The sequence below is a fragment of the Lentzea sp. NPDC092896 genome (assembly GCF_044754905.1).
Taxonomy (GTDB): domain Bacteria; phylum Actinomycetota; class Actinomycetes; order Mycobacteriales; family Pseudonocardiaceae; genus Lentzea.
Genome location: NZ_JBIVPX010000004.1, coordinates 411,052 through 432,839, shown reverse-complemented (window position 1 = coordinate 432,839; position 21,788 = coordinate 411,052). Strand labels below are relative to the sequence as shown.

Here is a 21,788-nt window from a genome sequence, read left to right as displayed (position 1 = left end):
TCGGACGCCGTTGTCAGACCACAGCGAGCGGAAGCTGGTTCGGGATGACCGGCGAGGGCAGGTTCGAGGAACCCGTGAGGAACTTGTCCACGGCGCTCGCCACGGACCGCCCCTCGGCGATCGCCCACACCACGAGGGAGGCGCCGCGATGCGCGTCCCCGCAGACGAACACGCCGGGCGCGGCCGTCTGCCAGTCGGAGCCGCACGAGATCGTGCCGCGCGCCGACAGGGAGATACCCAGGTCGTCCAGCAGACGCATGTGCTCGACGCCCTCGAAGCCGATCGCCAGCAGCACCATGTCCGCGGGCAGGACCTCGATCTCGTCGGTCAGCGGCACCACGGAACGGCGGCCGGACGAGTCCTTCTCGACCCGCACCTGCTGCAGTTCGATGAAGCGCACGTGGCCGTCGTCGTCGCCCACGAAACGCTTGACCGCCACGGTGAAGCGGCGTTCGCCGGCCTCCTCGTGCGCGGGGTACGTGCGCAGGATGTGCGGCCACACCGGCCACGGCGAACGGTCGTCGTCGCGGACGGACGGCGGCATCGGGTACTGGTCGAGCTGCGTCACGGACAGCGCGCCCTGGCGGGTCGCGGTGCCGTAGCAGTCGGCACCCGTGTCGCCACCGCCGATGACAATGACGTGCTTGCCCTCGGCCGAGATCGCGGACGGGCCGTCACCCTCGACAGCGCGGTTCGCGGGCACCAGGTGGTCCATCGCGAGGTGCACGCCCTTGAGCTCACGCCCAGGAGTCGTCTTGTCGTCACGGCCCCGCAACGCACCCACGGCGAGCACGACCGAGTCGAACTCGGCACGCAGCTCCTCGACGGTGATGTCGACGCCGACCTCGCAGCCGGTCACGAACTTCGTGCCCTCGCGGCGAAGCTGCGACAGCCTGCGGTCGAGGACCTTCTTCTCCATCTTGAACTCGGGGATGCCGTACCGCAGCAGGCCACCGAGCCGGTCGTCCCGTTCGTACACCACGACCTCGTGGCCCGCGCGGGTCAGCTGCTGTGCGGCGGCAAGTCCGGCGGGACCGGAGCCGACGATCGCGACGCGCTTGCCGGAGGACACCGTCGCGTGGGCCGGCTGCACGTAGCCGTTCTCCCACGACACGTCCGCGATGGTCTCCTCGACCCGCTTGATCGCGACGGCACCGCCCGCGTCGTGCGAGATCGACAGCACGCAGGCGGCCTCACACGGCGCCGGGCACAACCGGCCCGTGAACTCCGGGAAGTTGTTGGTGGCGTGCAGGCGGTCCGAGGCGAGCTCCCAGTCGCCGCGGCGCACCAGGTCGTTCCACTCGGGGATCAGGTTCCCGAGTGGACAGCCCGCGGTTCCGCTGTGGCAGAAGGGAATGCCGCAGTCCATGCACCGCGTGGCCTGCGTGCGCACGGCCTTGTTGCGATCGACGGGGTCCTCGTGGAGGTAGACCTCGTTCCAGTCCTGCAACCGTTCCGGCTTCGCGCGCTTGGGCGCGTCGGAGCGGGTGTGCTTCATAAAACCCTGTGGATCAGCCACGAGACGCCTCCATGACAGCCGCGTCAACGTCCCGGCCCTCGGCGCGCGCGAGACGCATCGCGTCCATCACTCGCTGGAAGTCGCCGGGCATGACCTTCGTGAACGCACCGGCCCGACGGGTCCAGTCACCGAGCAACGACGCGGCGACGGCGGAACCCGTCGCCTGGTGGTGCTTGGTGACGGCGTCCTTGAGCCAACGCAGGTCCTCGGCGCTGAGGCGCTGCAGATTCACCATCTCCTGGTTCACCGACAGGGGATCCAGGTCGAGCACGTACGCGATACCGCCGGACATGCCGGCCGCGACGTTGCGCCCGGTCGGCCCGAGCACCACTGCCCGGCCACCGGTCATGTACTCGAACGCGTGGTCGCCCACGCCCTCCGCCACCAGCAGCGCGCCGGAGTTGCGGACGCAGAAGCGTTCGCCGACGCGGCCGCGCAGGAAGATCTCACCGGACGTGGCGCCGTAGCCGATCACGTTGCCCGCGATCACCTGGTCCTCGGCGCGGAACGGCGCGTCCTCGAACGGCCGGACGATGATCCGCCCGCCGGACAGGCCCTTGCCGACGTAGTCGTTCGCGTCGCCGACCATCTCGAGCGTGATTCCGCGCGGCAGGAACGCGCCGAGCGACTGGCCGGCCGACCCGGTCAGCCTGACCTGGATCGTGTCGTCCTCGAGCCCCTCGCCGCCGAAGCGGCGGGTGACCTCGGCGCCGAGCAGCGTGCCGACGGTGCGGTTGACGTTGCGGACGGGCAGCTCCAGCTTGACCTGGTGCGCGTCCTCCAGCGCCGCCTCCGCGAGCTGGATCAGCGTGCGGTCCAGGGCCTTGTCCAGGCCGTGGTCCTGGTCGCGGATCTTGCGCTTCGCCGTCGGGTACGGGGTCTCCGGCACCTCGAAGACCGGGTCCAGGTTCAGGCCCGCGGTCTTCCAGTGCTCGATCGCCTCGTCCTTGTCGAGCAGCTCCGCGTGACCGACGGCCTCGTCGATCGTGCGGAAACCGAGCTCGGCCAGGATCTCGCGGGCCTCCTGCGCGATGAACTCGAAGAAGTTCACGACGTGGTCGGCCTGACCGGTGTAGCGGGCCCGCAGGTCCGGGTTCTGCGTGGCGACGCCGACCGGGCACGTGTCCAGGTGGCAGACGCGCATCATCACGCAGCCCGCGACGATCAGCGGTGCCGTGGCGAAGCCGAACTCCTCCGCGCCCAGCAACGCGGCCACGACGACGTCCCTGCCGGTCCGCAGCGCGCCGTCGACCTGGACGGTGATGCGGTCGCGCAGCCCGTTGAGCAGCAGCGTCTGCTGTGTCTCCGCGAGGCCGATCTCCCACGGCGTGCCGGCGTGCTTGAGCGAGTTCATCGGCGAGGCACCGGTGCCGCCGTCGTAGCCGGAGATCAGCACGACGTCCGCGTGTGCCTTGGCCACACCGGCCGCGACCGTGCCCACACCGATCGACGAGACGAGCTTCACGTGAACCCGTGCCTGCTCGTTCGCGTTTTTAAGATCGTGGATGAGTTGCGCCAGATCCTCGATCGAGTAGATGTCGTGGTGCGGCGGCGGCGAGATGAGACCGACACCCGGCGTGGAGTGCCGGGTGCGCGCGATCCACGGGTAGACCTTGAAGCCGGGCAGCTGGCCGCCCTCGCCGGGCTTCGCGCCCTGCGCCATCTTGATCTGGATGTCCGTGGAGTTCACGAGGTACTCGCTCGTGACGCCGAACCGTCCACTCGCGACCTGCTTGACCGCGGAACGCCGCTCCGGGTCGTACAGGCGCTCGCGGTCCTCGCCGCCCTCGCCGCTGTTCGACCGGCCGCCGAGGCGGTTCATCGCGATGGCGAGGGTTTCGTGCGCCTCGGCCGAGATCGAGCCGTACGACATGGCGCCGGTGTTGAAGCGCTTGACGATCGAGCTGACGGGCTCGACCTCGTCGATCGGGATCGGCGTGCGACCTTCGTTGCGGAACTTGAACAGCCCGCGCAACGTGCCACCCTGCCGGGAGATGCGCTCGACCTCCGCCGTGTACTGGCGGAAGACGTCCTCCTTGCGCGTCTTCGTGGCGTGCTGCAGCAGGAACACCGTCTCCGGCGTGAACAGGTGCAGCTCGCCCTCGCGGCGGTAGGAGTACTCGCCACCGACTTCGAGCCTGCGGTGCGCGCGGTCGGTCGGGTTGTCCGGGTACGCGCGGCGGTGACGCACCGCCACCTCCTCGGCGAGCACGTCCAGCGCGACGCCGCCGAGCTTGGACTGCGTGCCGGTGAAGTACTCGTCCAGCAGGTCGTTCGACAGGCCGACCGCCTCGAAGATCTGCGCCGCGGTGTAGGCACCGACGGTCGAGATGCCCATCTTCGACATGATCTTCAGGACGCCCTTGACCAGCGCCTTGACGTAGTTGCGCACGGCCTTGTGCGCGCGGACGCCGGAGATGGCGCCCTGGCTGATCAGGTCCTCGATCGTCTCGAACGCGAGGTACGGGTTCACCGCGGCGGCGCCGTAGCTCAGCAGTGCGGCGACGTGGTGGACCTCGCGGCAGTCACCGGACTCGACGACCAGCGCGACCCGCAGGCGTTCCTTGGTGCGCACCAGGTGGTGGTGCACCGAGGAGACCAGCAGCAGCGACGGGATCGGCGCCATGCGGTGGTCCGAGTCGCGGTCCGACAGCACCAGCGTGCGAGCACCGTTCGCGATGGCCTCCGACGCCTCGCGACGCACGCGCTCGATCGCGGCGGTCAGCGCCTCGCCGCCACCGTCCACCTCGTACAGTCCGGACAGGACGGTGCAGGCGAAGCCCGGCAGGTCGCCGTCGTCGTTGATGTGGATGAGCTTGGCGAGCTCGTCGTTGTCGATGACCGGGTAGTCGAGCGTCACGTGGCGGCACGAGACGGGGCCGGGGTCGAGCACGTTCTGCTCGGGGCCCATCACGCGCTTGACCGACGTGACGATCTCTTCGCGGATCGCGTCCAGCGGCGGGTTCGTGACCTGCGCGAAGTTCTGCACGAAGTAGTCGTAGAGCAGCCGGGAACGCTGGCTGAGCGCCGCGACCGGGGTGTCCGTGCCCATGGACGCCAGCGGCTCCATGCCCATGATCGACATGGGCGTGAGCAGGATCCGCAGCTCCTCCTCGGTGTAGCCGAAGGTGAGCTGGCGGCGCACGACCGACTCGTGGCTCTGCACGACGTGCTCGCGGTCCGACAGGTCGGCCAGGTCGAGCAGGCCGGCGTGCAGCCACTCGTCGTAGGGCGACTCCGAGGCCAGCGACGACTTGAACTCGTCGTCGTCGATGATGCGGCCCGCGGTGGTGTCGACGAGGAACATGCGGCCGGGCTGCAGCCGCCCCTTCGCGACCACCTGGTCGGACGGCACGTCGAGCACACCGGTCTCGGATGCCAGAACGACCCGGCCGTCCGCGGTCTGCCACCAGCGGGCGGGGCGCAGGCCGTTGCGGTCGAGGACCGCGCCGACCAGCTCACCGTCGGTGAAGGTGACGCAGGCCGGACCGTCCCACGGCTCCATGAGGCTCGCGTGGAACTGGTAGAAGGCGCGGCGCTTCGGGTCCATCGTGGCGTGGTTCTCCCACGCCTCCGGGATCATCATCAGCACCGCGTGCGGAAGGCTGCGGCCGCCGAGGTGCAGCAGCTCCAGCACCTCGTCGAACGACGCCGAGTCCGAGCCGTCCGGGTTGCAGATCGGGAACAGCCTGGCGAGGTCGCCGGGGATGAGTTCGCTGTCCAGCAACGCCTCGCGGGCACGCATGCGGTTGCGGTTGCCGCGGACGGTGTTGATCTCACCGTTGTGCGCGACGAACCGGAACGGGTGCGCGAGCGGCCACGACGGGAAGGTGTTCGTGGAGAAACGACTGTGCACCAACGCGATCGCCGAGTAGAGGCGCTCGTCGTGCAGGTCGGGGAAGAACGCCGGCAGCTGCTCGGTCGTCAGCATTCCCTTGTAGACGATCGTTCGCGCCGACAGCGAGGGGAAGTAGACGCTGCCCTCGTGCTCGACCCGCTTGCGCAGGCAGAAGGCGAGGCGGTCCAGGGCGATCCCGGCCTCGTCGCGCGTGCCCTTCACGAAGAGCTGCGCGAAGTGCGGCGCCACCGACATCGCGGTCGGGCCGACGTTGGCCTTCTCCGGTTCGGTCGGGACGTCGCGCCAGCCGAGAACGACGAGGCTCTCCTCTTCCGCGATGCGTTCGATCTCCTGCATCGCGGCGACGCGTTCTTCGGATTCAAACGGAAGAAAGGCGATTCCCGCCGCGTACTGGTCACGCTCGGGAAGGTCGAAATCGACCACAGCACGCAGGAACTCGTCCGGCAGCTGCAGAAGAATGCCAGCACCGTCACCCGAAGTGGGTTCGGCGCCCGCGGCGCCCCGGTGCTCCAGGTTCGCCAGCGCTGTCAAAGCATCGACGACGATGCCGTGGGAACGCCTGCCCTGGATGTCGGCCACCATGGCGACGCCGCACGCGTCGCGCTCATCAGCCGGGTCGTAAAGACCCTGGGGGCCGGGGATGGCGGAGAAGATCACTGCGCAGACCTCCTTCGTCGTCCTCGCTAAAGAACAATGTCCTCGTGCTCAGACCTCGAACCAACAAGGGAGCACGGGACGACGATGGCCCGCGTGTTGACGCGACTTTAACAGCCGCGAAACCCAGGGACACCCGCCAATGGGTGATCTAGGTCATGGATGTGTAACGATTCCCGGCCTGGGAGCGACATTGCAGCCAACGTCGACGCTCGTTACAGCCGGGTAAGCGTAACCGAACGTTCAACATCGGCCAGCCGGATGAGAGTTGCGCGACATTCCCGGTTTGCCACTGGATGAGCTGGGTACCCACGCGTTTTCGCTGGTCGAGCCATTGTCGTCCCAGTTAGCGGACGCTCACTCGAAACCGGCCACAGCCACCGCGCCACTGTCCACCGGGGCAGACCGCGACTGTTGCCTGCCAAACGAGACCGAGGCCCCGTTCACCCCACGCCGCATGCGGGGAGAGCGGGACCTCGGCATACATGGAGGTCTGAGGTCTCGTGACCGGAGGCGAGGAGACGCCTCCGGTCACGGACGTTCTCAGTGAGCCGCGACCGGCTCCTTCTTGTCGTCGCCCTCGGCACCGGTCTGCTGGGCCAGCAGGTCGTCGACGTCGACGCTGTCCGGGTTGTTCAGCACGTGGGTCAGGCGCTCCTTGTCGAGGCCCTTCTGCCAGGCGGCGACCACGAGCGACCCGACACCGTTGCCGATGACGTTCGTGATGGCGCGGGCCTCGGACATGAACCGGTCGATGCCGACGATCAGCGCGATGCCGACCGCGGGGATGGCCGAGTGCGCCTCGAAGGCCTGCAGCGAGGCGGCCAGGGTGACGAGGCCGGCGCCGGTGACGCCCGCCGCGCCCTTCGACGCGATCAGCATGAACAGCAGCAGGCCGATCTGGACGCCGATCGACACGTCGTGACCGGTGGCCTGGGCGATGAAGATCGCGCCCATGGTCAGGTAGATGCAGGTGCCGTCGAGGTTGAACGAGTACCCGGTCGGGATGGTGAGACCCACGACCGACTTCTGGGCGCCCGCCGCCTCCAGCTTGACCATCATGCGCGGCAGCACCGACTCGGACGACGAGGTGCCGAGCACGATCAGGATCTCGTCCTTGATGTAGCGCAGGAACTTGAAGAGGCTGAAGCCCGCGAACTTCGCGACCAGGCCGAGCACCACGACGACGAACACGATGCACGTGGCGTAGAACGAGCCCATCAGCCAGACCAGCTTGCCGAGCACGCTGCCGCCGAACTTGCCGACGGTGTAGGCGATGCCGCCGAAGGCACCGATCGGCGCGACGTACATGACGATCTTGATGATGCCGAACATCACCTTGGAGAGCGTCTCCATCGCGGAGACGACCTTGGCGCCGCGCTCACCCATGCCGGCGACCGCGACGGCCACCAGGATGGCGACCACGAGCACCTGGATCAGCTGGCCGTCGGTGAACGCGCTGACGAACGACTTCGGCACCAGGCTCAGGATGAAGCCGGTGACACCGGTCTCCGTGGTCGAGGCGGACTTGAGCGTCGCGTCGGCCTGGCTCGCGTTGAGCGTGATGTCGCCGCCGTGGTGACCCGGCTGCACGATGTTCACGACGATGAGGCCGATGGCGAGCGCCACCGTGGTCATCGCGGTGAAGTAGAGGATCGTCTTGAGCGCGAGCCCGCCCGCCTTGGCGAGGTTTCCGAGGCCCGCGATGCCGACGATGATCGTCGCGAAGATGGTCGGCGCGATGACGACCTTCACGAGGTTCACGAACAGGTCGGCGAGCCACTTCATCTCGGACGCCTGTTTGGGGAACAGGAAGCCGACGGCAGCGCCCAGAACGATGGAGACCAGCACCCAGAAGTAGAGGTGCTTGTAGATCGGTTTGCGCCCTGTGGTCGTGGTGGCCACTGTTCCTCCTTGAACTACGTGTTGGGAGAGAGAGTGAGCCGCGCCACCTGGCCCGACAACCCGGCGTGAGGAAACTTCAGACAGCCCTGACGTAACAGCTAGGCTTCATCGGTGTCGCTTCGTCGTCGCACACTTCTGCTAGGGGCCGGACTGGCTCTCGCCGGGTGCACCCCGCGCAGGGTCGAGGCACCCGCCGAACTGGTGCTCGCGACCGGGCCGGAAGGCGCGGTGTTCCGCGAGGTCGGGGGCGCTCTGGCCGCCGCGCTGGCCGAGCAGCTGCCCGGCACGAAGGTCACCGCCATCCCGACTGCTGCATCGGTTGAGAACCTGCAGCTGCTGCGCTCGGGTGAAGCCCAGCTCGCGCTGTCCTCTTTGGACCCGATCGACGACCCGCAGAGCGTGCGCGCGGTCGGGCGGCTCTACGACAGCTTCATGCAGATCGCGGTGCCGTCGGCCTCCCAGATCCACACCTTCGGCGATCTCGCGGGAAAGCGCATCTCGTTGGGCCCCAAGGGTTCCGGCACGGAGTTCACCGCCGAGCGGATGCTGGAGTTCTTCGGCCTGTCCGCAATGGACGAACGCATGGCGCACGCGGAGGCCTCCCGGCGCGTCGCCGACGGGTCGCTGGACGCGATGCTGGCGCTGACCGGCATCCCGACGCCCGCCATAACCGACCTGCAGGGCAACGTGCGGCTGATCAACATCCCGGACGAGGCGATCAAGCTCGCCGAGAAGTACAAGGGCCCGTACATCCCCGCGACCATCCCCAGCACCACCTACGAGGACGTGGCGGCGAACCAGACGTTCGCGGTGCCGAACCTGCTGCTGGCGCGCGAGTCGCTGAGCGCGGACGTCGTCGAGGTCGTGACGCGCACGGTGTTCACCGAGACCGCGCGGATCGTGGAGGGGCACCCGGAGGCGTCGCGGATAAACGTCCGCACCGGCATCGCGACCGGCCTCGTGCCGCTGCACGACGGCGCTATGCGCTGGTTCCGTTCCGTGAAGCGCTGAGGGCGACCTTCACGTCCAGGCCGGGGGCCGCGTCGTGCAGGGTGAGCGTGCCGCCGGCCGACTCGATCAGCTCGGCGCAGATCGCGAGCCCCATGCCGGTGCCCGCGACGTTCTGGTGCTTGGTGGCGCGCCAGAACCGCTGCAGCGCCAGCTCGCGTTCCTCGGCGCTCAGGCCGTCGCCGTCGTCGACGACGTGCAGCTCGCCGGGACTGCCGGTGACCACGACCTCGGTGGCGTTGGCGAGCCGGATGGCGTTGCTGACGAGCTCGTCGAGCACGCTGCCCAGGCCGCCGGGCGGTTCCTGCATGGTGAGGCCCGCCGGTACGTCGATCTTCAGCGTGACCCCGGACTTGCTGGCAAGCGCCTGCCACGCCGCGCGGTGCGTCGTGAGCAGCTGGTCGATCTCGACGGGCTCGGTCTGGCGTGCGCTGTCGAGGCGGGTCGCGGCGAGCAGCGTGTCGAGCACGCGCCCCATCTCCTCGGCCTCCTCGACCGCGATCTGGTGCGCTTCCCGCGCGAGCTCGCCGTCCACATGCGGTTCGAGGTTGTCGACGGCGAGCCGCAGGCTGGCCAGCGGGTTCCGCAGCTGGTGCGACGCGTCCGCCACGAACGCCCGCTGCCTGTTCAGGGCCTTGCCGACGACGTCGACCATGACGTTGAAACTGCGCGCGAGCCTGCGGAGCTCCTGCGGCCCGCCGACCTCGTCCGCCCGCACGTCGAGGTTGCCCTGCGCGACGGCCGCGGTGGCCTCGTCGAGCCTGCCGACCGGCCGGAGCACCCACCGCGACATGGGCCAGGCGGCGGCGACCACGGCCAGCATCGGCGCGAGGCCGGCCAGCGCCATCAGTCCCCACTGCCGCAGCACCTCGGCGCGGAGATCGCCCGTCTGCGAGATGGTGACGACCGCGGCCACGACCTCGCTGTCCCGTCCGACCGGCTCGACCACGACCATCGGCCCCGTGCGCCACGGCCAGCCCGTGTACTCGGGCTCGGGCCTCACGCCACCGTTCAACGCCGTGTTGAGGGCCTTCGTGACCTCGGGGTCGTTGCTGGGGTTGAACCCCTGCCGTGACGACATGAGGATTCGCTTGTCCGCGCTGACCAGGGCGACAGGAATGTCGTAGAGGTTGTCGTAGCGCTGGATCTCCTGGCTGAGTGCTTCCAGCCGGTCCGACTGCAACGCGCTCTCGCCGAGCGAGGCGAACCTGCTGGCGTCACCGAGGCGGTCGAGGTAGGTCGTCTGCGTCTCGCGCTGCACGACCGCGGACGCCAAAGGGATGCCGAGCGCCGCCACCAGGGCGACGAGCAGCGGAACGGTGATGACGAGCAGTCGGCGGAGCATCGGTTGCGATTGTTCCGCACGCACCTGTGGATGTCTCTTGGAGACTCGTCACGTGGCGAGGCGGTAGCCCACTCCGCGGACGGTCTCGATCTTGGCGTGGCCGCCGAGCTTCCCGCGCAACGCCGCGATGTGCGTGTCCAGCGTCCGTGACGGCGCCTCCCAGTGCGCCTGCCACACCTGGTCCACGATGAAGTCGCGGCTCACGACCTCGCCCTTGCGGGTGGCGAGGAGGGCGAGCAGGTCGAACTCCTTGCGGGTCAACGAGAGCGGCTCACCGTCCAAAGTGACCGCACGCGTCGACGTGTTGATCTGCAGCGGCCCGATCCGGAGCGGCCCTTCGCTCTCCGGCTCGGCACGGTGCGTGCGCGTCCTCCTGAGGACGGCCTCGATCCGTGCGAGGAGTTCGGACGTGCCGAACGGCTTCACCACGTAGTCGTCGGCGCCCGCCCGCAGACCGAGGACGCGTTCGCGTTCCTCACCACGTGCGGTCACGGTGATGACGGCGGTGCCCGGCCGGTGCCGCAACTCGCGCAGCACGTCCAGACCGTCGCCATCGGGCAGGCCGAGGTCGAGCAACACCACGTCGGCAGGTGCGGCACGCAGCGCGTCAGCGGCCGTGGCCACCCGATGCACCTCGTAGCCCGCATGCCGCAGCGCGGTCAGCAGGCCTCTGGCCACCCGGTCGTCATCCTCGACGACGAGCACGCGCACAGATCACTCCGGTTTGACGGACTCCGGGGAGTTCTTCTTGTCCTTCTCGGCGACGTCGTCCTCGCCGGCTTCGCTGCTGTCCTCGGCGACGTCGGTGACGCTCTTGTCCTCTGCCGCCAGTTCGGCCTCGGTCGGCTGGTCCGTGCCGCGCAGCGCCGCGACGTCCTCACGCTCACCGCGGGACTTCGCGATGATGAAGTACGCGATCGCTCCGAAGAACACGATCGCCGACACGAACACGTTGACGCGCGTGCCGAGGATCAGCGTCGCCTCGTCGGTGCGCATCAGCTCGATCCAGAACCGACCGGCCGTGTAGCCCGCGACGTACAGCGCGAACACCCGCCCGTGACCGAGCCGGAACTTCCGGTCCGCCCACACGATCAGCAGGGCGACACCGAGGTTCCACAGCAGCTCGTAGAGGAACGTCGGGTGCACGACCTGGATCGGCGTGTGGTCGATGGCGATACCGGCCAGCGCGTCCTCACGCCCTTCCGGCGTGACCCGGCGGTAGATCTCCAGACCCCACGGCAACGTCGTGTCGCCGCCGTAGAGCTCCTGGTTGAAGTAGTTGCCGAGCCGCCCGATGGCCTGCGCCACGACGATGCCGGGCGCCAGTGCGTCCGCCATCGCGGGCAGCGGAATGCCCTTGCGCCGGCACCCGATCCACGCACCGACCGCACCGAGCGCGATGGCGCCCCAGATGCCGAGGCCGCCGTTCCAGATCTCCAGCGCCGCGAGCGGGTCCTTGCCCGGCCCGAAGTACTTCTGGTTGTCCGTGATGACGTGGTAGAGCCGCCCGCCGACGAGGCCGAACGGCACCGCCCACACGGCGATGTCCGTGACCTCACCCTTGATGCCGCCGCGTTCGACCCAGCGGCGCTCACCCCACCAGATGGCGACGATGATGCCGGCGATGATGCACAGCGCGTAGGCCCTGAGCGGGAGGGGACCGAGGTACCAAACACCGCGGTCGGGACTCGGGATCGTGGCCAGGAGGGCGTCCAACACGGCGCCCACCGTACCGGTCGGCTTGTGAGCGTCTCGTGGGGACGCTCGATCGTTATCGGCCCGAACCCTGTCGGTGCCGGTCTCCAGGCTCTGCTTCCGGACCTTAGGGGGTTCGTGATCGCCGAACCGAGATACTCGGACGCGGTCTGGGGCGGACTCCCGAAAGGTCGGACATGACGGTCCTGGTGGTCGGCGGCGGTATCGGCGGGCTGGCGACGGCGCTCGGGCTCGCGCGGGCCGGGCAGCGGGTGACGGTGCTGGAGGCCGCGGCCGTGTTCGAGGAGATCGGCGCGGGCATCCAGGTCGGGCCCAACGGGTTTCGCATGCTCGACTCCGTGGGTGTGGGTGGTGCCGTGCGGGCTCGGGCCGTGCACGTGGACGAGTTGCGGTTGCGGTGCGGGGTGTCCGGGCGGCAGATCGCCGGGTTGCCGATCGACGAGGGCTTTCAGGAGCGGTTCGGCACTTATGCGGTGGTGCATCGCAACGACGTGCTCACGCCGTTGCTCGACGCCTGCCAGAACGACGAGCGGATCGACCTCCGGGTCAGCAGCGGCGTCGAGGCCTACACGCAGGACGCGGGCGGGGTCACGGCGGCGTTGCGGTCGGGCGATCTCGTGCACGGGGAGGCGTTGATCGGTGCTGACGGGTTGCGGTCGGCCGTGCGGCGGCAGCTCGTGGGCGACGGGGATCCGCAGGTGTCCGGGCACACGACCTTTCGCGCCGTCATTCCCGCTCAGGACGTGCCGCAGTCGTTGAAGGAGAACGTCGTCACGCTGTGGGCGGGACCGCGCTTTCACGTCGTCTGGTACGTGATCGCGGGCGGGCGGTACGTGAATCTTGTGGCCACCGCGGACAACGGCGCCACGGACCCCATGACCGGCAAGCCCGTCGAGCACGCCGAGGTGATGAAGCACTTCACGCCGTTGTGCGACGACGCGGCTCGGATCATGGAACTGGCCGACGAGTGGCGGGCGTGGGTGTTGTGCGACCGCGCACCGATCACGAACTGGCAGGACTCGCGGGTCGTGCTGCTCGGAGACGCCGCCCATCCCGTGCTGCAGTACGCCGCCCAGGGCGCCTGTCAGGCGTTGGAGGACGCCGTGTGCCTCTCCTCGGTGTTCGATCCGCGTGACGTGGCCGGCTCTTTTGCGCGGTACGTGGCGCTCCGCTCGGAGCGGACCGCGCGCGTCCACCACGCTTCACGATGGATGGGCCGGGAGATCTACCACCCGGCCGGCGAGGCAGCGGAGGTCCGTGACGCGATGTTCGCCTCGTGGACCGTGCCAGACCTGCACGAACGGCTGGAGTGGCTCTACGGCTAGGAGGGCAGTTCGATCGTCACCGGGAACGGTCGCTCGAAGGTCAGCACGCCTGCCTCGCTGCGCACGAGCTCGACGTACTTCTCTTCTTCGAGCTCGAACAACGTCGCCTGGGGGACGTCACCAGCCGGATCGATGATCAGGTAGTAGGAGATGCCGGCTTCCGCGTACACCTGGCGCTTGAGCACCAGGTCGTTCACCTTGGTGCTCCGGGAGAGCACCTCTCCGATGAGCAGCACGTCCGCCGCCGGCACGGTCAGGCCTTTCGCGCCCCGCTTCTTCAGCACCGTGAAGTCCGGGATGAACATCCGATCGCCGTCGAACTGAACGTTCAGCTCGATCGTGGTCTCGAACTCCTTCGGGCACGCTCCGCGCAACGAGTACGACGCCTCGAACACCAAACGCTGGTGCGAGGCGTTCCCCAGCGGGCTCACGTACAGCATCCCGTCGAGAAGTTCGATGCGTTGGCTGTTGTCCTCCGGCAAGGCGAGGACGTCCTCGATCGTCCACGGCCCTTCGTGAGCGGGCAGCAGGACATCGGGCTTGGCTTCGGCTGGCGCCGCCACTGGGCATCACCTCCGTAGACCGCCTGCGCACCACCAGTGTGGCACGCCGAGCGAATGGCTGGCTTGTGCATGAGCCCACGATCGCAGCTCAGACCGACAGTCAAACGGGGTTTTGGCCCCATCCGACCTAGAATCACTCGATCAGGTGTTCGAATCAATGTCATGCTCTTGGAGGAACGTCAACAGCTTGCGGCACGCAAAGCAAAACCGCCCGGCCAGCAGGCCGAGCGGCTTCGCAGAACGAGAGCAAAGGAGGATCAGACGGTCGCAGGAGCCGACCGCACACCCTTGGCGAGGTCGGCGGCCAGCGCGCGCACTGCGGCGTCGCCCTCCGCCACGGCCGACACGAAAGCCGACCCGACGATGACGCCGTCCGCGAACCCGGCGATCTCGGCGGCCTGCGCGCCAGAGCGCACACCCAGCCCGACACCGATCGGCAGCGTGGTGTGCTCACGCACCCGTGCAACCAGCTCGGGGGCGGCGGACGACACGACGTCACGGGCGCCCGTGACGCCCATGACCGCGGTGGCGTAGAGGAAGCCGGAGGACGCACGCGCGGTCATCGCGATGCGTTCCTCGGTCGACGACGGCGCCACCAGGAAGGTCCGGTCGAGCCCGTGCGCGGCGGAGGCGGCCATCCAGTCCTCGGCCTCGTCCGGAACGAGGTCGGGCGTGATGATGCCGAGCCCACCGGCGGCGGCGAGGTCGCGTGCGAACGCGTCCACGCCGTAGCGCAGCACCGGGTTCCAGTACGTCATGACGACCGCACGCCCACCGGCGTCGGTCACCGCGGACACCACGTCGAACAGGTCGCTCACGCGGAAGCCCGCGGCGAGTGCCTGCTCGGCGGCGGCCTGGATCGTCGGGCCGTCCATCACCGGGTCGGAGAAGGGCAGTCCGACCTCGACCAGGTCACACCCGGACTCGACCATCGAACGGAGGTAGTCCTTGGAACCGTCGACCGTCGGGAAACCCGCGGGCAGGTAGCCGATCAGCGCGGCACGCGACTCGGCGCGCGCGGCGGAAAACACGTCGGACAACGACATCAGGCCTGTCCCCCGTCAGCGAGGCCGAAGTACTTCACGGCCGTGTCCATGTCCTTGTCACCACGGCCGGAGAGGTTCACGAGCAGCAGTCCGTCCGGCCCGAGCGACGGCCCGAGCTTCAGCGCGCCCGCCAGGGCGTGCGCGGACTCGATCGCCGGGATGATGCCCTCGGTGCGCGAGAGCAGGGCGAACGCCTCCATGGCCTCGGCGTCGGTGACCGGGAAGTACTCGGCGCGGCCGATGTCCTTGAGGTGCGAGTGCTCGGGACCGACGCCGGGGTAGTCGAGACCGGCGGAGATCGAGTGCGCCTCGGTGATCTGGCCGTCCGCGTCCTGCATGACGTACGACATCGCGCCGTGCAACGAGCCGGGCGTGCCGGCCGTCAGCGTCGCGCCGTGGCTGCCGCTGTCGAGGCCGGAGCCGCCGGGCTCGACACCGACGAGACGCACGTCGGCGTCGTCGATGAAGCCGTGGAAGATGCCGATCGCGTTCGAGCCGCCACCGACGCAGGCGACGACGGCGTCGGGCAGCCGGCCGGCCTTCTCGAGGATCTGCTCGCGCGCCTCGATGCCGATGACCCGGTGGAAGTCGCGGACCAGCAGCGGGAACGGGTGCGGGCCCGCGGCCGTGCCGAGCAGGTAGTGCGTGTCGTCGACGTTGGTGACCCAGTCGCGCAACGCCTCGTTGATCGCGTCCTTCAGGGTGCGCGACCCGGACTTCACCGGGATGACCTCGGCGCCCAGCAGACGCATGCGGGCGACGTTGAGCGCCTGGCGCTCGGTGTCGACCTCGCCCATGTAGACGACGCAGTCGAGGCCGAGGAGCGCGCACGCCGTCGCCGTCGCCACGCCGTGCTGGCCGGCGCCGGTCTCGGCGATGACGCGCTGCTTGCCCATGCGCTTGGTCAGCAACGCCTGGCCGAGCACGTTGTTGATCTTGTGTGAACCCGTGTGGTTGAGGTCCTCGCGCTTCAGCCAGACCCGCGTACCGGCGTGCTCCGCGAACTTCGGGGCCTCGGTCAGCAGGGACGGACGGCCCGCGAAGTCGCGAAGGAGGCGCTGGAACTCGTTCACGAACTCCGGGTCGAGCCGCGCCTTGTCGTACTCGGCGGCCAGCTCGTCCACCGCGGCGATCAGGGCCTCCGGGACGAACCGGCCACCCCACGGGCCGAAGTGGCCACGTGCGTCTGGATCATGCGGTGTGGGCGTGAACTGGCCCATCGAATAGCTCCTCTAGCGCTGTAATCAACCGTGCCTTACCGGCTCGGCCGGGGGCACGCGGGGTGTGAGCCCGCGGTCACGAGCTTGTTCACGGCGGCCTTGGGGTCTCCGCTGGTCACCAGGCTTTCGCCGACGAGCACCGCGTCAGCACCGGCGCCGGCGTACGACATCAGGTCGCCGGGCCCGGTCACGCCCGACTCGGCGATCTTGATCGTCTCGAAGGGTAGTCCCGGAGCGATCCTGCCGAAAACGTCTTTGTCGACCTCCAGCGTGTGGAGGTTGCGCGCGTTCACGCCGATCACCGACGAACCCGCTTCCAGGGCACGGTCCGCCTCTTCGGCGGTGTGCACCTCGACGAGCGCCGTCATGCCGAGCGATTCCACCCGATCGAGCAGCGACACGAGCGCGTTCTGCTCCAGCGCCGCCACGATCAGCAGCACCAGGTCCGCTCCGTGCATGCGCGCCTCGTGCACCTGGTACGGCGACACGATGAAGTCCTTGCGCAGCAGCGGGATCTTCACCGCCCGGCGCACCGCGTCGAAGTCCGCCAGCGACCCGCCGAAACGGCGCTGCTCGGTCAGCACGCTGATCACCGACGCGCCGCCCGCCTCGTACGCGGACGCGAGGTCGGCAGGCTCCGGAATCTCCGCCAGCGCCCCCTTGGAGGGGCTGCGGCGCTTGACCTCCGCGATGACACCCACGTTCGGCCCGCGCAGCACCGACAGCACGTCGAGCGGCGGAGCGGTTTTGGTCGCGCGCTCCTTGACCACCTCGAAGGACAACTGAGCCTCGCGAGCGGCGAGATCCTCACGCACACCTTCGAGGATCGACTCGAGAACCGTCACAGTGTTGCTCCCCTTCCCGCTACGGGGATGCTAACCCCGCCGGAGTAACGCCTCCGCCACCGGGGTTCAAGTGTCCACGCAGCTAACCGAGGCTTTGCGCCTGTCACATGCGTGAACGCGGATGAATGATCTTCACTCGTTCGAGGCAGGTCCGCCGGGGGTCCTATCGTCGGTCGGATCATCCCCACGCTCCAGCGCGCGCCACAGGTCCGTCTCGGGGTCGTGCGTGCGAGCTTTCTGCCCGCCCATCCCGATCTTCGGCATCCGGCCCCCCAGCGCTACCTGAAGCCCGCCGGAGAACACCACGAGGACACCTCCGGCGATCGCCAGCCAGTGGCCGGAGAACGCCGCCGCGATGCCCACGACGATCAGCAACGCGCCGAGGATCCGGCGCGTCACCCCGCTCAGCGCGACGACCGCCGCGACGGCCGCGAGACACAGCAACGCGACCGGCACCGAACCGGCGCCCCAGAAGGCTCCCGCCGCGCCCACCAGCAGGAGCGCGGCGATCCACAGTGGAGTACTAGCTTTCAACTGCCGGCGCCATCGTCTGCGCGGTGGCGATCGCGGCCAGCACCGCGCCCGCCTTGTTCAGGCACTCGTTGTCCTCGGACAGCGGGTCCGAGTCGGCCACGATGCCGCCGCCGGCCTGCACGTACGCCACCCCCTCGCGCACCAGGGCGGTGCGGATGGCGATGGCGGTGTCCGCGTCCCCGGCGAAGTCGAAGTAGCCGACGACGCCGCCGTAGAGGCCGCGGCGGGTGGGCTCCAGTTCCTCGATGAGCTCCATCGCGCGCGGCTTGGGCGCACCGGACAGCGTGCCGGCCGGGAAGCACGCGGCGACCGCGTCGTAGGCCGTCTTGCCCTCGGCCAGCTCACCGGTCACGGTCGACACGATGTGCATGACGTGGCTGTACCGCTCGACCTTGAAGAAGTCGACGACGTGCACCGAACCCGGCTTGCAGACGCGGCCCAGGTCGTTGCGGCCCAGGTCGACGAGCATCAGGTGCTCCGCGCGTTCCTTGTGGTCCGCGAGGAGGTCCTTCTCGAGCAGGGCGTCCTCCTCGGGGTCCTCGCTGCGCCAGCGGGTGCCCGCGATGGGGTGCGTGGTCGCCTTGCCGTCGCGCACCGTCACCAGCGACTCCGGGCTGGACCCGACGATGTCGAACCCGTCCAGGCGCAGGAGGTACATGTACGGGCTGGGGTTCGTCGCGCGCAGCACCCGGTAGATGTCGAGCGCGTCGGCGTCCGTCTCGATCTCGAACCGCTGCGACACCACGACCTGGAACGCCTCGCCCGCGCGGATGGCCTCCTTGGCCTTCTCGACGGCCGCGAAGTGCTCGGCCTGCGAACGCCGGCGCCGGAACTCCGGCTTGGGGCGCGCGAACACGGCGGCGGTCGGCGGCGCGGGGGTGTGCAGTGCCGTGGTCATCTCGTCGAGGCGGCGCACCGCGTCGTCGTAGGCGGCGTCGACCCGTTCGGTCGAGTCGTCCCAGTTGATCGCGTTCGCGATGAGCGTGACGGTGCCCTCGTGGTGGTCGAGCGCGGCGAGGTCGGTCGCCAGCAGCATGACCAGTTCGGGGATCTTCAGGTCGTCCTCGGCGATGACGGGCAGCCGCTCCAGGCGCCGCACCGCGTCGTAGCCGATGTAGCCGACCATGCCGCCGGTCAGCGGGGGCATGCCGGGCAACGGGTCCGTGCGCAGCACCTCGATGGTCTCGCGCAACGCCTGCAGCGGGTCGCCGCCGTCGGGCAGCCCGACAGGCCTCGTGCCCGTCCAGAACGCCTCGCCGCCGGTCGCCGTGAGCGCCGCCGTGGACCGCACGCCGATGAACGACCATCGCGACCAGGAGCGGCCGTTCTCCGCCGACTCGAAGAGGAACGTGCCCGGCTGATTGGCCCCGAGCTTGCGGTACAGACCGACCGGGGTCTCCGCGTCCGCGAGCAGCTTGCGCACCACCGGGATGACCCGGCGGTTGACCGCGAGCTCGCGGAACTCCTCACGCGTTGGGCTGACGGCCCCAAGACCAGCGGCGGCCACAGCCCCGATGACGCTCACCATGCCGTTGATTGTTGCATAAATTCAACAACTGTTGAACTATGGCCCGTGTGGAGCAAGTGAACCAGAAACGCCGAGGCCGTCGTGCCGCGGGCGAGGACACCAGGGCGGCGCTCGTCGCCGCGGCCCGCGAGGTGTTCGTGGAAAAGGGCTACGACGGTGCCACCGTACGCGCGATCGCCGCCAAGGCGGGCGTGGACGCCGCCATGGTCAACCACTGGTTCGGCGGCAAGGAAGGCCTGTTCGCGCAGTCGGTGCTGCAGCTCCCGTTCGACCCGGCCGAGCTCCTCAAGCGCCTGCTCGACGGCCCGGTGCAGGACGCGGGCGAACGCATCGTCCGCACCTTCGTGACGGTGTGGGACGCGACCGGCGGCGGCACGTTCGCCGCCCTGATCCGCAGCGTCACCAGCCAGCCGGAGGTGGCGGGCGCGCTGAAGTCGTTCCTCATCAACGCGATCTTCAAGAACGTGCTCGCGGAGATCGGCGCCGAGCACCGCGAGCTCCGGGCCACGCTGTGCGCGACCCAGATGGTGGGACTCGGCATCGTCCGGTACGTCGTGCGGTTCGAGCCGCTGGCGTCGGCCGACGTGGAGACCGTGGTCAGGACGATCGGCCCGAACCTCCAGCGCTACCTGACCGGCGACCTGGACTGATCACGCGCCGGCGAGCAGCACCGTGGCGTCGAAGCACGTGCGGTCGCCCGTGTGGCAGGCCGCGCCCACCTGGTCGACGGTCAGCAGCAGCGTGTCGCCGTCGCAGTCGAGCCGCACCTCGTGCACGTACTGGGTGTGCCCGGAGGTCTCGCCCTTCACCCACAGCTGCTGACGGCTGCGCGAGTAGTACGTCGCACGGCGGGTGGTGAGGGTGCGGTGCAGCGCCTCGTCGTCCATCCACGCCACCATGAGCACCTCACCGGTGCCGCGCTGCTGGGCGACCGCGCACACCAGGCCGTCCGGGGTGCGCTTGAGCTGTTGGGCGATGGCGGGATCGAGCGCGTTGCTCAACGGGGACCTCCCAGGTGTTCACGAGCCGGTCCGGTGTTGAGCAGGACCACTCCGTAGATGTGCACGGCGGACAGCACCCCGGACGCGACACGGGCCCACACCGGTCCTTCGGCGAGCACGATGACGAGGTGCAGCAGCCCGACGAGGATGAAGACGATCATCGCCGGGTAGTGCATGAAACGCAGGCGCAGCAACAGGGCGGCCGCCACGGGCAGTTCCACGACCGCGAGGAACGACGGCAGCTTCAGCACGTCCGCGTCGCCGGTCGAGCGCCACAGGATCAGCCCGACCACGAAGAACACCAGGGCGCCGCCGAACGCGACCGCCGAGGCGACCCGCACCTCGACGGGCTTCATCGCACCACGACACCCGCCTGGCGCAGGCCGTCCTTGACCTCGCCGATGCGGAGCTGCCCGAAGTGGAAGACGCTCGCGGCCAGCACGGCGTCCGCGCCCGCGGCGACGGCCGGCGGGAAGTGGTCGACCGAGCCGGCGCCACCGCTCGCGATCAGCGGCACGTCGACCTCGCGCCGCACCAGGTCGATCAGTTCGAGGTCGAACCCGGCCTTGGTGCCGTCGGCGTCCATCGAGTTCAGCAGGATCTCGCCGACGCCGAGCTCCTGACCCTTCGCGGCCCAGGCGATGGCGTCGATTCCGGTGCCGGTGCGGCCGCCGTGCGTGGTGACCTCGAAGCCGGTGCCGCCGGGCACGCGCCGCGCGTCGACCGACAGCACGATGCACTGCGCGCCATATCGCTCCGAGCACTCCCTGAGCAGCTCGGGGCGTGCGATGGCGGCGGTGTTGAGGCTGACCTTGTCCGCGCCGGCGCGGAGCAGCTTGTCGACGTCCTCGGGACTGCGCACACCGCCGCCGACCGTGAGGGGGATGAACACCTGCTCGGCGGTGCGGCGGACCACGTCGAACGTCGTCTCGCGGTCGCCGCTGCTGGCCGTCACGTCGAGGAACGTCAGCTCGTCGGCACCCTCGGCGTCGTAGGCCCTGGCCAGCTCGACGGGATCGCCCGCGTCGACGAGGTTGGTGAAGTTGACGCCCTTCACCACCCGGCCCCGGTCGACGTCGAGACAGGGGATGACACGGACCGCGACTGACATGCGGGAAAGCCTACAAGGGGCGCGCGAGGACTACGCTGCGCGGCCATGATCACCGAACTCGGCGAAGGCAAGTACCTGCTGCTGACGACCTTCCGCAAGGACGGCACCCCGGTACCCACGCCGGTGTGGGTCGTGCCGGGCGAGAACGACGGCGTGATCTACGCCTGGAGCGCGACGGACAGCGGCAAGGTCAAGCGGATCCGGCGCAGCGGTGACGTCGAGATCGGGCCGTGCGACGTCCGCGGCAACCCGAAGGGCGGGTCGGTCAAGGCCCACGCGGCGCTCGTCGACGAGGCCGCGAGCGACGACGTGCGGTCGCGGATCTCCAAGAAGTACGGGCTGTTCGGGTGGGTCACCGTGACCGGCAGCAAGCTGCGGCGCGGGCGGACCGGGTCGATCGGCATCCGGATCACGGCGGCGAGTTGAGCGATCAACGTCGAGTCAACGTTGATTCGACCTGATCAACGTTGACGACGCCCGGTCCACGTTGACAGCGCCCGGTCCACGTTGACTCAACGTGGACGCCGCTGGATCAACGTTGACTGGATCCGCTCAACCCACAATGAGGATGTCGCTCGCCGATGACAACGTTGTCTTCCGCGTCTCCAG

At 69.1% G+C, this 21,788-nt stretch carries 19 protein-coding genes; 4 read left to right on the top strand and 15 right to left on the bottom strand.

The genetic code is table 11. From position 1 onward, the window contains the following. Positions 1–13: 13 nt before the first annotated feature. The 3 genes from ACIQF0_RS22980 to dctA all read right to left on the bottom strand — a co-directional run bounded on the left by ACIQF0_RS22980 (position 14) and on the right by dctA (position 7,937). Positions 14–1,519 carry a glutamate synthase subunit beta gene (locus ACIQF0_RS22980; protein ID WP_401032369.1) on the bottom strand — a complete coding sequence of 502 codons (1,506 nt, stop codon included), beginning with the start codon at positions 1,517–1,519 and terminating at the stop codon, positions 14–16. Beyond that, a complete protein-coding gene (gene gltB, locus ACIQF0_RS22975; RefSeq protein ID WP_401032367.1) occupies positions 1,512–6,035 on the bottom strand; it encodes a glutamate synthase large subunit in 4,524 nt (1,507 codons plus the stop codon). The genes ACIQF0_RS22980 and gltB overlap by 8 nt, the downstream gene beginning before the upstream one ends. A 540-nt stretch (positions 6,036–6,575) precedes the next feature. Beyond that, a complete protein-coding gene (gene dctA / locus ACIQF0_RS22970) occupies positions 6,576–7,937 on the bottom strand; it encodes a C4-dicarboxylate transporter DctA (RefSeq protein ID WP_401032364.1) in 1,362 nt (453 codons plus the stop codon). A gap of 111 nt (positions 7,938–8,048) precedes the next feature. Here dctA and ACIQF0_RS22965 point away from each other — a divergent pair, with 111 nt between their 5' ends. Then, a complete protein-coding gene (locus ACIQF0_RS22965; protein ID WP_401032361.1) occupies positions 8,049–8,948 on the top strand; it encodes a TAXI family TRAP transporter solute-binding subunit in 900 nt (299 codons plus the stop codon). Here ACIQF0_RS22965 and ACIQF0_RS22960 read toward each other — a convergent pair. Genes ACIQF0_RS22960 through lgt form a run of 3 tightly spaced genes read right to left on the bottom strand, consistent with a single transcriptional unit; the run spans position 8,917 to position 12,006 of the window. Continuing rightward, the gene (locus ACIQF0_RS22960; RefSeq protein WP_401032358.1) at positions 8,917–10,290 is read right to left on the bottom strand and encodes an ATP-binding protein; all 1,374 of its coding nucleotides are present in this window, start codon (positions 10,288–10,290) and stop codon (positions 8,917–8,919) included. The genes ACIQF0_RS22965 and ACIQF0_RS22960 overlap by 32 nt on opposite strands. 48 nt (positions 10,291–10,338) lie before the next feature. Further along, positions 10,339–11,001 carry a response regulator transcription factor gene (locus ACIQF0_RS22955; RefSeq protein WP_330273362.1) on the bottom strand — a complete coding sequence of 221 codons (663 nt, stop codon included), beginning with the start codon at positions 10,999–11,001 and terminating at the stop codon, positions 10,339–10,341. Between the two features lie 3 nt (positions 11,002–11,004). Next, positions 11,005–12,006, bottom strand: coding sequence for a prolipoprotein diacylglyceryl transferase (lgt, locus tag ACIQF0_RS22950; RefSeq protein ID WP_401032815.1), 1,002 nt, complete (start codon positions 12,004–12,006; stop codon positions 11,005–11,007). 176 nt (positions 12,007–12,182) lie between these two features. Between lgt and ACIQF0_RS22945 the strand changes: the two genes are divergently transcribed. Beyond that, the gene (locus tag ACIQF0_RS22945; protein ID WP_401032354.1) at positions 12,183–13,331 is read left to right on the top strand and encodes an FAD-dependent monooxygenase; all 1,149 of its coding nucleotides are present in this window, start codon (positions 12,183–12,185) and stop codon (positions 13,329–13,331) included. On the opposite strand, the gene ACIQF0_RS22940 is transcribed toward ACIQF0_RS22945, so the two are convergent. The 6 genes from ACIQF0_RS22940 to ACIQF0_RS22915 all read right to left on the bottom strand — a co-directional run bounded on the left by ACIQF0_RS22940 (position 13,328) and on the right by ACIQF0_RS22915 (position 19,067). Continuing rightward, positions 13,328–13,894 (bottom strand): Uma2 family endonuclease, encoded by a 567-nt coding sequence (locus tag ACIQF0_RS22940; RefSeq protein ID WP_401032351.1) that lies wholly within the window; start codon positions 13,892–13,894, stop codon positions 13,328–13,330. The two genes, ACIQF0_RS22945 and ACIQF0_RS22940, sit on opposite strands and share 4 nt — an antisense overlap. A 257-nt stretch (positions 13,895–14,151) precedes the next feature. Then, positions 14,152–14,940, bottom strand: a complete 789-nt coding sequence (gene trpA, locus ACIQF0_RS22935; protein WP_401032348.1) for a tryptophan synthase subunit alpha — start codon at positions 14,938–14,940, stop codon at positions 14,152–14,154. Beyond that, entirely contained in the window at positions 14,940–16,160 is a 1,221-nt protein-coding gene (gene trpB, locus ACIQF0_RS22930; protein ID WP_401032345.1) for a tryptophan synthase subunit beta, read from the bottom strand. The genes trpA and trpB overlap by 1 nt, the downstream gene beginning before the upstream one ends. Positions 16,161–16,195: 35 nt before the next feature. Next, on the bottom strand, positions 16,196–17,005 hold the full coding sequence (gene trpC / locus ACIQF0_RS22925) for an indole-3-glycerol phosphate synthase TrpC (protein ID WP_093597267.1): 810 nt from the start codon (positions 17,003–17,005) through the stop codon (positions 16,196–16,198). Positions 17,006–17,137: 132 nt separating this feature from the next. Next, positions 17,138–17,539, bottom strand: coding sequence for a Trp biosynthesis-associated membrane protein (locus tag ACIQF0_RS22920; RefSeq protein WP_401032341.1), 402 nt, complete (start codon positions 17,537–17,539; stop codon positions 17,138–17,140). Then, on the bottom strand, positions 17,529–19,067 hold the full coding sequence (locus ACIQF0_RS22915; protein ID WP_360041550.1) for an anthranilate synthase component I: 1,539 nt from the start codon (positions 19,065–19,067) through the stop codon (positions 17,529–17,531). The genes ACIQF0_RS22920 and ACIQF0_RS22915 overlap by 11 nt, the downstream gene beginning before the upstream one ends. A 38-nt stretch (positions 19,068–19,105) precedes the next feature. On the opposite strand from ACIQF0_RS22915, the gene ACIQF0_RS22910 reads away from it, so the two are divergent. Continuing rightward, complete coding sequence (locus ACIQF0_RS22910; RefSeq protein ID WP_360041553.1) at positions 19,106–19,717, top strand: TetR family transcriptional regulator; 612 nt, start codon at positions 19,106–19,108, stop codon at positions 19,715–19,717. On the opposite strand, the gene hisI is transcribed toward ACIQF0_RS22910, so the two are convergent. Genes hisI through hisF form a run of 3 tightly spaced genes read right to left on the bottom strand, consistent with a single transcriptional unit; the run spans position 19,718 to position 21,179 of the window. Then, positions 19,718–20,068: a phosphoribosyl-AMP cyclohydrolase gene (hisI, locus tag ACIQF0_RS22905; protein ID WP_401032336.1), complete on the bottom strand. Its 351-nt coding sequence runs from the start codon at positions 20,066–20,068 to the stop codon at positions 19,718–19,720. It abuts the gene before it with no gap. Then, positions 20,065–20,424: a hypothetical protein gene (locus ACIQF0_RS22900; RefSeq protein WP_401032333.1), complete on the bottom strand. Its 360-nt coding sequence runs from the start codon at positions 20,422–20,424 to the stop codon at positions 20,065–20,067. The genes hisI and ACIQF0_RS22900 overlap by 4 nt, the downstream gene beginning before the upstream one ends. Next, entirely contained in the window at positions 20,421–21,179 is a 759-nt protein-coding gene (hisF, locus tag ACIQF0_RS22895) for an imidazole glycerol phosphate synthase subunit HisF (protein WP_401032330.1), read from the bottom strand. The genes ACIQF0_RS22900 and hisF overlap by 4 nt, the downstream gene beginning before the upstream one ends. Positions 21,180–21,224: 45 nt before the next feature. On the opposite strand from hisF, the gene ACIQF0_RS22890 reads away from it, so the two are divergent. Further along, on the top strand, positions 21,225–21,605 hold the full coding sequence (locus tag ACIQF0_RS22890; RefSeq protein ID WP_401032327.1) for a PPOX class F420-dependent oxidoreductase: 381 nt from the start codon (positions 21,225–21,227) through the stop codon (positions 21,603–21,605). Positions 21,606–21,788 lie beyond the last annotated feature (183 nt).